This window comes from Hyphomicrobium sp. 01T421 (assembly GCF_056398805.1).
The window spans coordinates 474,068-486,823 of the sequence record NZ_JBFTQC010000001.1 but is presented as its reverse complement, the minus strand read 5'-3'; the positions used below and the strand labels follow the sequence as shown (position 1 = coordinate 486,823).

At 57.1% G+C, this 12,756-nt stretch carries 7 protein-coding genes; 6 read left to right on the top strand and 1 reads right to left on the bottom strand.

Going from position 1 to position 12,756, the window contains the following annotated elements; genetic code table 11:
- The first annotated feature begins 450 nt into the window (after positions 1-450).
- From AC1DK3_RS02250 to AC1DK3_RS02225, 6 genes are all read left to right on the top strand, one after another.
- On the top strand, positions 451-1,893 hold the full coding sequence (locus AC1DK3_RS02250; RefSeq protein ID WP_477190671.1) for an LLM class flavin-dependent oxidoreductase: 1,443 nt from the start codon (positions 451-453) through the stop codon (positions 1,891-1,893).
- 157 nt (positions 1,894-2,050) lie between these two features.
- Positions 2,051-2,353 carry a putative quinol monooxygenase gene (locus tag AC1DK3_RS02245; RefSeq protein ID WP_477190670.1) on the top strand — a complete coding sequence of 101 codons (303 nt, stop codon included), beginning with the start codon at positions 2,051-2,053 and terminating at the stop codon, positions 2,351-2,353.
- A 396-nt stretch (positions 2,354-2,749) separates the two neighbouring features.
- Positions 2,750-4,894 carry a catalase gene (locus AC1DK3_RS02240; RefSeq protein WP_477190669.1) on the top strand — a complete coding sequence of 715 codons (2,145 nt, stop codon included), beginning with the start codon at positions 2,750-2,752 and terminating at the stop codon, positions 4,892-4,894.
- Positions 4,895-5,197: 303 nt separating this feature from the next.
- Complete coding sequence (locus AC1DK3_RS02235) at positions 5,198-6,265, top strand: ROK family protein (protein ID WP_477190668.1); 1,068 nt, start codon at positions 5,198-5,200, stop codon at positions 6,263-6,265.
- A 79-nt stretch (positions 6,266-6,344) separates the two neighbouring features.
- Positions 6,345-7,991: a B12-binding domain-containing radical SAM protein gene (locus tag AC1DK3_RS02230; RefSeq protein ID WP_477190667.1), complete on the top strand. Its 1,647-nt coding sequence runs from the start codon at positions 6,345-6,347 to the stop codon at positions 7,989-7,991.
- 781 nt (positions 7,992-8,772) lie between these two features.
- The gene (locus tag AC1DK3_RS02225; protein ID WP_477190666.1) at positions 8,773-9,564 is read left to right on the top strand and encodes a DUF2092 domain-containing protein; all 792 of its coding nucleotides are present in this window, start codon (positions 8,773-8,775) and stop codon (positions 9,562-9,564) included.
- A gap of 9 nt (positions 9,565-9,573) precedes the next feature.
- On the opposite strand, the gene AC1DK3_RS02220 is transcribed toward AC1DK3_RS02225, so the two are convergent.
- Positions 9,574-12,753: an efflux RND transporter permease subunit gene (locus tag AC1DK3_RS02220; RefSeq protein ID WP_477190665.1), complete on the bottom strand. Its 3,180-nt coding sequence runs from the start codon at positions 12,751-12,753 to the stop codon at positions 9,574-9,576.
- Between the last annotated feature and the right edge of the window lie 3 nt (positions 12,754-12,756).

The window sequence follows — 12,756 nt, the reverse complement described above, 5'->3', positions numbered from 1 at the left end:
GCGCGCTCGAAAGAATTGCGTTTTGACCACGCATCGCATTTTTTCGCCGCACAATGACAATTAAATTGGAAATTGATTGAAATAACGAGTTGCGCTTGCGTTTGGCGGTAAAATCCGATTATGTGGACCGGTCGGTACACCCAAAAGTGACCGATAGGTACATAGCGAACAATCGGCATCGGGGCTTCGTTGGGTTGCTTTTTGGAACGCGCAAGTAACTCGCCGCTTCAAAAACACGAACAAAGCCACAGGAAAGTCTGCGCCCAGGCTTCTCCCGAAGGTTCTGATTGATCAGCGATGTCGAGGCTCACGAATTGCATTCGTAGCGCAATTCACGGCCGGCACCCTATCGGAGCGCGGGAAAGATAAGCCTGAAAAATGTCCGCTTTATAACCAGCGAGCCCGACGAGACGTGACTGTAACCGTGAAAAATACGAACGAGGAAACGCAATGAAACCGAGGATCATCCTCAACGCTTTCGATATGACGTGCGTTAGCCACCAAGCGGCGGGCACGTGGCGCCACCCATCCAGTCAAGCTTCGAAATACAATGACCTTGATTACTGGACGAACATGGCGCGGGAGCTGGAACGAGGATGCTTCGACACGCTGTTTATCGCTGACGTCGTCGGTGTTTATGACGTCTATCGCAACTCGGCGGAAATGGCCCTTAAGGATGCCGCCCAGGTTCCTGTTAACGACCCGTTCGCCGCGATCTCGGCAATGGCGGCGGTTACCAGCCACGTCGGATTCGGCGTTACGGCAGCCGTGACGTTCGAGCCGCCTTACCTTCTGGCGCGAAGGCTTTCGACCTTGGATCATCTGACCAAGGGCCGCATAGCTTGGAACGTCGTGTCTTCTTATTTGAACAGCGCCGCCCTTAATATGGGTATGGATAAGCAAATCGCTCACGACGAGCGCTACGACATCGCCGAAGAATACCTGGAGGTGATGTACAAGCTCTGGGAAGGGTCGTGGGAAGACGGCGCCGTTCAGCGCAACAAGGAAACTGGCGTCTTTACGGATGGTAGCAAGGTCCATCCGATTCAGCACCAAGGAAAATACTTCAAGGTCCCCGGCTTCCACTTGTGCGAACCGTCTCCACAGCGCACTCCGGTGATTTTCCAGGCTGGCGCATCTGGCCGCGGCCGCCAATTCGCGTCCAAGCATGCCGAAGGCATGTTCATCCTGACGACGAACGTTCAGCAGGCGCGAAAGATGACGGACGACATCCGGAATCAAGCCGAAGCACAGGGCCGTTCTCGCGACTCGGTGAAGATCTTCATGCTGTTGACCGTTATCACCGGTCCGACCGACGAAGCTGCACAGAAGAAGTACGAGGAATATCTTTCGTACGCGAGCCCGGAGGGCATGCTCGCGCTCTTCGGCGGCTGGACGGGCATCGACTTCTCGAAGCTCGATCCGGACGAGCCACTCAAGGCTATGGACAACGACAGCCTTCGCACAACGCTCGAGTCGCTCACCAGCGGCAGCGACAAGGCGTGGACGGTCCGGGACGTCATCAAGAACCGCTGCATCGGTGGTCTCGGTCCTGTGCTCGTTGGTGGACCGCAAAAGGTTGCCGACGAACTGGAGCGTTGGGTCGACGAAGGTGGGATTGACGGCTTCAACCTTGCCTATGCGGTAACGCCTGGAACGACGACGGACTTCATCGACTTTGTCGTGCCTGAACTGCGCAAACGCGGCCGCGTGCAAACATCTTACAAGGAAGGTACGATGCGCGAAAAGCTCATCGGCACGAAGGATGGCAACGTCGAGAGCACGCACCCGGCTGCTAAGTACCGGACTGCTTATGTTGGCAAAGAGAGCGTTGCTAGCAAAACGATCGCGTCAAAGTTCTCGGACGTCACGAAGGTCCCCGAAACGGTCTAGGTCTAGCGCTTCAACACTTCTAATCAGCGAGGCGGACCCAGCGGTTCCGCCTCGTATTGCATGACGATCAGCGAACTCCGCTGACGACGCAACGTGCCACGACTGGCGTATCCGCCTTGCTGCTCGAGCGCCTAGTCGCAACAGGAGGAATGACCCAATGGCAAAGCTCGCACTCTACGTTCGTCTCGAAGCGAAGCCCGGAAAAGAAAAGGCTTTGCAGCAGTTTTTGGAAAGCGCCCTTCCACTCGCCGTCAACGAGCCGGACACGCCGGTCTGGTTTGCACTGCGTTTCGGCCCAAGCACATTTGGAATATTCGACGCGTTTGAGACGGAAGAAGGCCGCCAAGCTCATCTCAACGGTCCGATTGCCGCCGCGCTCATGTCGAAAGTGGACGAGCTCCTCGCGGTCGCACCAAAAATCGAGCACGTGGATATTCTCGCGGCCAAACTCCCCAGCTGATCATGACGTAGAAACGCGCGAACCCGCCGGCGTGGGGGCTCCCCATCGGCAGGGTTTCGGCGACAGTTCCACGTGTAAGACCCGGAAAAATTGGCGGCCCGCTTCGCGACGTCATAGGTTGCATCGGTGCGGCCGTTGGCGAAAACAAGGACCGCGACTTCTCAATCCGCCGCACTGTCACGGGACACCGGTTTCGGCATGGAACGAATGAAGGTCCGGCGTTCGGCGCCGGACAAGACGCCTTTGCAATTCACAGTCGATCAGATCTCATCGGGAGGGTCAGTCTGAAATTCCCGAAAGCGGGCCGGAACGGAATCTCCATTGGCGCTGTTGGGCACATTGCACGATGGCAACGGTATAACGGAGAGTTCGACCTTCTCCGACTTGGAGGCGCGTATGGCACCCGCAAAGCAACGTCCCGTCAAAAGAAGCCCTTCTCAAAAAGGCCTGACGCTCGCGTCAAATCCAACAGGCCCGCACAAGACCGCTGTTGAGAAAGGGGGAGAGATTCACCAACAGTCCACCAGCCCCGACATTTTTCTTACGACCCAGCAAGGCATCCCGGTTGCGGACGACCAGAATTCGCTAAGGGCCGGTAGCCGCGGTCCGACGCTTCTTGAAGACTTCCATTTTCGCGAAAAGATCTTTCACTTCGATCATGAACGCATTCCCGAGCGCGTGGTGCACGCTCGCGGATACGGCGCGCATGGATATTTCGAGCTCACCAAATCTCTTTCCAATGTCACGCGCGCGGACATTTTCCAGAGGGTTGGCGAGAAAACCGAAGCATTCGTTCGCTTTTCGACCGTCGCCGGCAGCAAGGGATCATTCGACTTGGCGCGCGACGTCCGCGGGTTCGCCGTCAAGCTCTATACCAAACAGGGTAATTGGGATCTCGTCGGCAACAACATTCCGGTGTTCTTCATTCAAGACGCCATCAAGTTTCCCGATGTCATTCATGCCGTGAAGCCCGAGCCGGACCGGGGATTTCCACAAGCCCAATCGGCGCACGATACGTTCTGGGATTTCATCTCGCTGACCCCCGAGAGCATGCACATGATCATGTGGATCATGTCGGACAGGGCCATTCCGCGATCATTCAGGTTCATGGAAGGCTTCGGCGTGCATACGTTCCGCTTTCTAGATGAAAAAGGGCGATCTACCTTCGTCAAGTTCCATTGGAAACCGAAGCTCGGTCTGCAATCCGTCATGTGGAACGAAGCCGTCAAAATCAACGGGGCGGATCCCGACTTCCACCGGCGCGATCTCTGGGACGCGATTACGAGCGGCAATTTCCCGGAATGGGAGCTCGGCGTTCAGCTATTCGATCAAAAATTCGCGGACAAGTTCGCATTCGACGTACTCGACGCCACAAAGCTCATTCCGGAGGAAGTGCTTCCGGTGCAAATCGTCGGCCGTCTTGTCTTGGATCGGGTCGTCGACAATTTCTTTGCCGAGACGGAGCAGGTCGCGTTCTGTACCCAAAACATTCCGCCCGGCATCGACTTCAGCGACGATCCGTTGCTGCAAGGGCGCAACTTTTCCTATCTCGATACGCAATTGAAACGTTTGGGCAGCCCAAATTTCACTCATCTCCCCGTGAACGCACCGCGCTGTCCGTTTGCCCACTTCCAGCAGGACGGACATATGGCGATGCATAACCCAAAAGGGCGCGCCAACTATGAGCCGAACAGCTGGGGCGACGAAGGTGGACCGCGCGAAACTCCATCGTTGGGATTTCGGAGTTTCGCCGAGCCGGTCGAAGGCCCGAAGCAGCGGCTACGGCCGGAAAGTTTTGCCGATCACTATAGCCAGGCGCGCATGTTCTATCGGAGCCAGACGGTGCCCGAGCAGAAGCATATCGCCGATGCGGTGGTATTCGAGTTGAGCAAGGTCGAGCATCCACATATTCGCGAGCGCATGGTCGCGCACCTTCTGACCATCGATAAAGCTCTGGGTCGAAAAGTGGGAGAAGGCCTCGGATTGGATCTTCCCGATCCTGCCGTTCCCGCAAAGAAGCCGATCGATGCAGGAACGTCCGAGGCTTTGAGCATCGTCGCACGCTGCCCTGGCACATTCGCGGGCCGGAAGCTCGGCATCCTCGCAACGTCCGGCGCCGACGCGAAGACGTTCAAGGCGCTCGTGAGTGCCGTCGATAAGGCGGGAGGCGTCTGCGAACTGGTGGCTCCGAAGATTGCGGGCATCACACTTTCAGACGGCACCGAGATCGCCGCCAAGCACAAGATAGATGGCGGGCCTTCGGTTCTCTTCGATGCGGTCGCTATTCTCGCGAGCGAGGACGGCATTGAGCCGTTGCTGAAAGATGCGCCGAGCCAGGATTTCGTGCGCGACGCCTTTGGACACTGCAAGTTCATCGCATTCACGCATGACACGAAGCCGCTGCTGGAGAAGTGCGGTATATCCGACAGTCTCGACGAAGGATGCATAGAGCTGACGCCTACGAATGCCGCGGCATTCGTCAAGGCTTGCGGCAACCTTCGGATATGGGATCGCGAGGCGAGCGTCGACCTCGACGCTTAGCCGAACGCGCCAGATCGTTATGAAGTTTTACAGGAACCGCGGCGCTGCAAAACGGAAACGCAGCTGAGCCGTACATGGGCGCGATATTAACGCTAGGTTTGATCACTGAAGTTTAGACGACGCGCCTGAGTGCACTCACTGGTATCGCCTGGCGTGCAACGGAGGTTCTCAGCCTCGCAACCGATTGCCAGGGATGTGCGTTGCAATGCTGGCTGCATAGCGACGACGGGAGCGTCAGCTATGCGGCCCGGGCCAAAACATCCATTCACGCGACAACTTGGAAATCAGGCAGCAGTGACAGTCATGGACAAGCCATCCCCGTCGTTAGAGCTGCCAACGCATGGGGCCGCTACTTTGCCCAGCGTGACGGTCGACAGTTACAATATCGAAGTGCGCGATGACGACGGTTTCGTCGGCGACAAAGCGAGCAAGGGCGCATTTTGGGACATCGTCGAGAAATGGCGCAAGGCGCTACGGAAGGCCGGCGAAGACCCGTTCGGAAAGACGGCAACGGAAGAGCTGTCGAAGAAGCAGCTGGTCGACGAACTGGAAAAAGGTGATCTGGAAGCTGCCGGCGTCGTACAAAGTGCGGTCGAAGAATTCTCTCAGCAGTTCGCCCATGTCATCCGGCGATTTTTGGGCACCAAGGAATGGCGAGATACCGAAGCAATCGTCATTGGTGGCGGGTTTCGCGGCAGCCGGCTGGGAGAACTCGTGGCGGGCCGGACGGGACTTCTTCTCAAGGCCGACAAAATCAAGGTCGACCTTGAAATGATTCACAATGACCCCGACGATGCCGGTCTAATCGGCGCGGCCCACCTGCTGCCGCCCTGGATGCTCAAGGGGCACGATACAATGCTTGCCGTCGATATCGGCGGCACCAACATACGCGTCGGCACGGTGGAATTGAATATCGGAAAATCGCGTGATCTCGTGAAAAGCAAAGTGGCGAACTCAGAGATCTGGTGTCATGCGAAGGACGAGACTGATCGATCGGGCGCTGTCGCCCGATTGGTGAAGATGCTCGAAGACCAAATTCGCTGGAACGGCAAAGAGAAGCTCGCGTTGGCGCCCGTCATCGGCATTGGCTGTCCGGGCATCATCCGCGAGGATGGCTCGATCGATCGCGGCGGCCAAAATCTTCCCGGCAATTGGGAGAGCAGCAGCTTCCATCTTCCCGGGAGCATCAAGGAAAAGATAGGCGAGATCGGCGGATCCGAAGCGATGATCGTCATGCATAACGACGCCGTTGTTCAGGGATTGAGCGAATTGCCCCATATGCAAGATCGGAAACATTGGGCGGTTCTGACGATCGGAACGGGTCTCGGCAATGCGCGTTTCACCAACCGCGAAGTGAAGAAGCAAAAATAAGAGTCGCTCAGCGGCCTTGATACGATCTCGTTTGAAGCGAAAGACTAAGCCTCGGCAATTTTACAGTTGAGGGTGAGTGATGGCAGATATTGTAATCGTCAATCCGCGCTTCAACACATCTTTTTGGGGCATGGAAAAATGTATGGGACTGCTTGGCAAGCGAGCCAATCTCCCTGTCGCCTGCCTGCCCTTGCTCGCGGCGCTCGTTCCAAAGCACCATGACGTGACAATTATCGACGAGAACGTCGAAGACATCGACTTCGCTCGTCTCGGACGGGCGGACATGGTGTGCGTCACGGGCATGACTGTCCAGGGAACCCGGATGCGGGAAATTCTAGAGGAGGTTCGGGCTCGCGGCGCCTTCACTGTCGTCGGCGGCCCGATGGCGACTGTCGAACCGGAAGAACTCGAGGATCTCGCCGATGTCATCTTCGTCGGCGAGGCTGACGTTACGTGGCCGCAGTTCATCAACGAGTGGGACGCCGGCCGGCACGCTTGCCGCTACGAGCAACGCGATAAGACCGACATGACAACCTTGCCACCGCCGCGGCTCGATCTCCTCAAATCACAATATTACATGTTCGGAAGCATGCAGATCTCACGCGGGTGCCCGTTCACCTGCGAGTTTTGCGACATCATCGTAACTTTCGGGCGAAAGCCGCGCTTGAAATCCACTCAGCAAGTGCTTGCAGAACTCGACGCTTACTATCGCGAAGGCATAAAAATCGTCTTCGTCGTCGACGATAATTTGATAGGCAATAAGAAGGCCATCAAGCCGACGTTGCGCGAGATCGCAAAATGGCAGGAAGACCATGCCTATGCGCTCACCCTCTTCACCGAAGCATCATTGGATCTTGCGGAAGACGACGAGTTGATGAGCCTTATGGGGCGGGCCGGTTTTCAAAGCGTGTTCATCGGCATTGAAAGTCCCGACGAGGCGTCTCTCAAAGAAACGAAGAAACTTCAGAACGTACGTGAAAGAGCGGGCACACTCATTGAACGTGTCAAACGCATTCAAGACAGCGGGATTGACGTCTGGTGCGGGATGATCGTCGGATTCGACAACGATAAGCCGGCGGCGTTCGATGTTCTTCCGGGATTTTTAGCCGAAGCGAGGATCGCGAACGCCCTCATCGGCTTGCTGCACGCGATTCCGACTACGCCGCTCTTCGATCGCCTGAAAGCCGCGGGCCGATTGAATGACGCGGCAGGCAGTGAGACTTTTGGCACCAACGTCATTCCACTCGGCATGTCGCCGGACATGTTGCGCGACGGTTTGGTCAGAGTGACGGAGAATTCCTATTCGGCGAACGCCTACTTCCAGCGTCTTGATGCACTGTTCGTCGACGGTGGCTTCAAGTTCGCCGCGCACCGGCTCCCTTATTGGCGGAGCCATCGGTTAGCGTGGGCAAAAAGCTGCTTCGAGAATTATGTCATGTTCCTTGTGCTGGCGAGCCGTCTTGTTCGCCGCGTCGAGGACAGAAGCTTGGCGCGCCGTTATCGCGCCCAGCTTCTCGCCGCCTTTCGCGCCCGCATGTTTGAGCCTCAGTTGCTCTTCACCTACGCGGTGAAAACGGCGATGCACTATCATTACGATGCGATCGCGAAGAGCCTTTCGGCTTCAGCCGGCGGCCCGGTTCCCGAGTCCGTGCGCTCTTTTTCGCGCGCACGTTCGCGCCACACTTCCGATCGGGTTACGACAGTAGAGAATCGCTCGGTGCATTAGGAGCGCTCGGCGCTCCAAACGCCTGAGCACAGACCCGAGGGGCCGCTACCCCTCCAAGTTCCGCCGCCTCGAAATTGGCCGAACCGTCCGGTTCCATAGGCGATGCGCGGGCCGGCCACCGCATTCATACGGGCTTGTCCGGAGCCCGAAACGCGGCCCCCCAATTGAATTGGGTAAAAAGCGAAAGATCCACTCGTCGAGTAAATTCGGCCACCGTTGATCTCGAGGCCAATCGCGATGTAACCGCAATGGCCGCGGGTCGTCTCAGCGACCATGCTCCAATTTCCATCATACCGGGCCGCAGCTGCGGGCGGAGCCGAACAGATAATTGCGGAAGCAGCCAACAGAGCGATGTTGCTCATACGATTGCCAATCATAGGAAACCTCCTACGTGCATCCATGCGATTTGTTCGGTTGGCAGGGCACGTCGCGACTCCAGACTCGGAAGCCTCTCCAATCCGCGCAGACCTCGTCACTTGTTCGAACAACGACTTGGCTGCGGCTGCCGCGCAATCCAACTTGCACCTCAGATGCCGGTTCCGTCCTCTCGTTTGCAATGTCGGGACGTTTCGGAGCTGATGTCGTTGCTCCAGATCGTGAAGGCATGACGGAGCCGATCGCGGTTCTTCATAATGCGTCCTCTCTCTGATCCAAAGATAAAAGATTTACCAAATTTACTCGCATCGCGACGCGACACCTCGGATCCGTTTGACTAGAGCCATGGCGCGACTGAGAGTGAAGAAAGACGGGCGGGTTACTGCATATCTCCAGTGAGGCTGATATGAAGTGGACTATTATTTGCTCGAAATTCTCTGCAATTCGATTTCTGACGTTGCTGCTCTCCTTCGCCGTCTTTCCGATAACCATCTGCGTTGCGCAAAGCGTGGTGCCGCAATCTGCTGCGCAACAAGCGAAAGCGGATGACACGAGGGCAGTCTTCAAAAGATTGAACGACTATCTGAGAAGCAGCGACGTTCAGTTCCAGACGTCCTACGATTCGCGCAATACGTCGCTTGGAGCTTCTCGAGGCACGGCCAGATTTTTTGTGGCGCGTCCGAATCTGCTGAGAGTTCAGCTCTCCGGAACGGGCTTTTCCTATTTGATCGTATCGGACGGAACGGTGTTCACAATTTACGACGAGAAAAAGCGAAGATACGCGCAGATTCCGGCGCCGGAAAAGCCGATCCAAGCGGTAAACCTATTTACCGGCTTAGCCGTCTTTGAAGCGCAGGTACTTCGATTTCTCGGTGCCATTGGCGACGTCGCAAATGGCGACCCGAGCGTCAGGACTGATGTCAGCGGATCGGAACGCGTTCAGGATGCGCAATGCAACCGATACAGCATCGGATATGCATCCGACCGAGATACGGACAAATGGGACGTTTGGCTTGAGAATAGCGGTGTCCCGCTCCCCTGTAAGACGGTGTTGATGAGCCAAAACAACGGGAATGTGCAGACAAACCTGTACGATTGGACGAACAGCCGATCTCCGCCCGATGCCTTCACGTTCAACCCACCGGCCGGAAGCACGAAGGTCGACATTGGTGATTTGGATATGCGGCCGCCATTCTGACGCGAACTCCTAGCCTTGCGTGGGTACGCTATTTTGGCGTTGCGCCGTTCCATTCCCCTCACCCTCGACGCGCGGACGAGAGGCTGGCCGTAGCCGCTCGCGTAGTGCTTGAAATGTAACGTATAGGGATGGTATCGCGAAAATGCCGATGACGGACGCGAATATCATTCCACCGAATACCGGCGTGCCGACGTCCCGTCGCGCAAGTTCCGAAGCGCCTGTTGCGATGACCAGCGGTAGCAGGCCAAGTATGAAAGCCAAGGACGTCATCATCACAGGCCGGAACCGCAACCGGCTGCCTTCGGTGGCGGCCTCGCTGAGCGCGACGCCACGTTCTCGTTGATCCTTGGCGAACTCGACAATCAGAATGCCGTTCTTGGCGGCGAGACCGATCAGCACAACCATACCGATTTGGCCGTAGAGATCGAGAGTCAGACCGCCGATGACGATCGCCGCAAAGGCCCCGAAAACACCGATGCTGACCGACAGCAGCACCGGAACCGGAATGACCCAGCTTTCGTAGAGCGCGACGAGGAATAAATAAGCAAACAGCAGCGCAAAGCCGAGAATGATCGGCGTTTTGCCCTCGGCGCGCTTCTGCTGAAATGCCGTGTCGGTCCATTCGCCTGCATAACCCTCAGGCAGCGTGCGCGCCGCAACCTCCTCCATGGCGTTGAGAGCTTGTCCGGACGAAACGCCCGGCGCGGGGCTACCCTGAACAGTCGCTGCTCGGACGTTGTTGTAGCGAATGACTGCCGGCGGTCCGATGACGGGGCGAACCTCCACCAGACTACGCATCGAAATCATCTCGCCTTTCGCGTTGCGCACATTGATCCGGTAGATATCGTCCACGCTCGTTCGATCGGCGGCATCTGCCTGAACTTGCACTTGCCACGTCCGTCCATAGAGATTCATGTTGTTGACGAAATATCCGCCAAGCGAAGCCTGCAGCGCTTGGAACACGTCGCTTAGCGACACGCCGAGAACCTGCACCTTGTCTCTGTCGATCTCGAGATACAGCGAGGGATTGGTCGCCGTATAGGTGCTGAACACGCGAGACAGTTGCGGATTTTGATTGGCGGCTACGAGGAGACCGCGCAATACCTGCGCCAAAGCTTTCGGGTCGCTTCCGCGCAGGTCTCTCAGCACGTATGTAAAGCCGCCGCCGGACCCAAGGCCGATGATTGGTGGGGGTGCCAAAGGCACGACGGTACCGCCGACCAGTTCTCTAAATTTCGGTCCGAGCCGCGAGATAAGCGCGTTTGCGCCCTGCGAACGATCTTTCCGCTCGGAAAACGGCTTGAGCGTAACCACCATGAAGGCGGCATTTGCCTGCGAATAGTTATCGATGAAATTGAGCCCGATAACCGAGGTCACATCTGCGACCGCCGGCTCGTCCTTCAGAATTGCTTCCGCTCGCTTCACGATGTCTTTGGTGCGAACTATCGAGGCGCCGCCCGGAAGCTGAGCAATGACGTACAGCGCACCTTGATCGTCTTCGGGTAGAAAGCCGGTTGGCGTTATCTTCGCCAGACCGACAATTCCGACGGACGCCACGGCAACAAGAACCAAGCCGATCAGGGAGACCCGCAGCATGCGTGCGACGGCGGCGCCATAGGCGTCTCTGATATAGTCGATCCCCCTCATCGCGGCTCCGATGAGCCCCCTTTTGGGTCCATGGTGAGGCTTCAATAGAATGCCGCACAGGGCAGGCGAAAGCGTCAGCGCGTTGATTGCTGAGAGAAGCATCGCTACCGCAATCGTCACCGCGAATTGCCGAAACAGCTCGCCGGAAATTCCCGGAATGAAAGCGACGGGCACGAACACGGAAAGGAGCACCAGCGTAATGGCTATGATCGGCGCTGTGATTTCCGCCATGGCGAGCTTTGTCGCCTCGGCACTCGACAGTTCGGGACGCTCCTCCATCACGCGCTCGACGTTCTCAACCACGACGATGGCGTCGTCGACGACGATACCAATGGCCAGCACCACAGCGAGCAACGACACGGTGTTCGCGGAGTATCCGATTGCGAGCAGAACGATGAAAGCGCCGATCAAACTCACGGGCACGGCAAGTGTCGGTATCAACGTTGCCCGGACGCTGCCGAGGAAGAGATAGACAACGATGACGACCAGAATAAACGCTTCGATCAGCGTCTTTTGCACTTCGTGGATGGTGTCGGTTACGAACTCGGTGGGATCGTAGGTGACTTTCCAAGCAAGATCCGGCGGAAATCTTTTCTCCGCGTCCGCTAGCTTCGCACGGACTTCCTTCAGGGTTGCGATCGCGTTGGCGCCGGGGGCCTGGTAGATGGCGATCACCGCTGCGGGACCACCATTGAAAAGCGTTTCCCGATCGAGATTGGCTGCGCCGAGTTCGAGGCGAGCCACATCACCAAGCCGCAATACCGAACCGTCGGGATTCGTCCGCAACACGATCTTCTCGAAATCCGCGACGTTGTTGAGGCGTCCCTTTGTCTGGATGTTGAGTTGTAGTTGTTGCTCGTTGGAGATCGGGCGCGCGCCGATACGCCCGACGGCCGCTTGAAGGTTTTGCGCGTGGATCGCGTTTATAATATCGCCGGTCGTAAGGTTCAGACCGGTGAGCCGGTCAGTCCGAACCCAAGCACGCATGGCATAATCTTGCGGTCCCCAAAGCGTTGCATCACCGACGCCGGGCGTACTTTTGATCTGATCAAGAAGGTTGATCGTGACATAGTTGGAGAGGAATAGCGGGTCATAGGTATGCTTCGGGGAATAGACCGCTAAGACACCAAGTAGTGCGGACGACTTTTTCTTTACCGAAACACCCTGCCGTTGGACCTCCGGCGGCAAGCTGGAAAGCGCGACCTGGACTCTATTATTTACGTTGACCGTGTTGATATCGGGATTGGTCCCGATCTCGAATGAGCAGATGAGCGTGTAGCTGCCGTCATCGCCACTCACGCTCTTCATGTAGATCATCTTGTCGACGCCGACGACCTGCGCCTCGATGGGCTGCGCAACAGTCGCGTCGACGACCGATGAATTAGCGCCAGGATACGTGGTTGTGACCTGAACCTGCGGCGGAACGATATCGGGATATTGGGCGACCGGTATCGCGTATAGAGCGAGCGCGCCTGCGATTGTGGTGACTATCGCAATGACGATTGCGAGGCGTGGACGGTCGACAAAGAGCGCGGAGAGCATCGG

What these genes read in the sequence shown, in the direction of transcription:
- AC1DK3_RS02230 (WP_477190667.1), top strand. Translation starts at nt 6,345, where the DNA reads ATGGCAGATATTGTAATCGTCAATCCGCGCTTCAACACATCTTTTTGG.
- AC1DK3_RS02225 (WP_477190666.1), top strand. Translation starts at nt 8,773, where the DNA reads ATGAAGTGGACTATTATTTGCTCGAAATTCTCTGCAATTCGATTTCTG.
- AC1DK3_RS02240 (WP_477190669.1), top strand. Translation starts at nt 2,750, where the DNA reads ATGGCACCCGCAAAGCAACGTCCCGTCAAAAGAAGCCCTTCTCAAAAA.
- AC1DK3_RS02235 (WP_477190668.1), top strand. Translation starts at nt 5,198, where the DNA reads ATGGACAAGCCATCCCCGTCGTTAGAGCTGCCAACGCATGGGGCCGCT.
- AC1DK3_RS02220 (WP_477190665.1), bottom strand. Translation starts at nt 12,753, where the DNA reads ATGCTCTCCGCGCTCTTTGTCGACCGTCCACGCCTCGCAATCGTCATT.
- AC1DK3_RS02245 (WP_477190670.1), top strand. Translation starts at nt 2,051, where the DNA reads ATGGCAAAGCTCGCACTCTACGTTCGTCTCGAAGCGAAGCCCGGAAAA.
- AC1DK3_RS02250 (WP_477190671.1), top strand. Translation starts at nt 451, where the DNA reads ATGAAACCGAGGATCATCCTCAACGCTTTCGATATGACGTGCGTTAGC.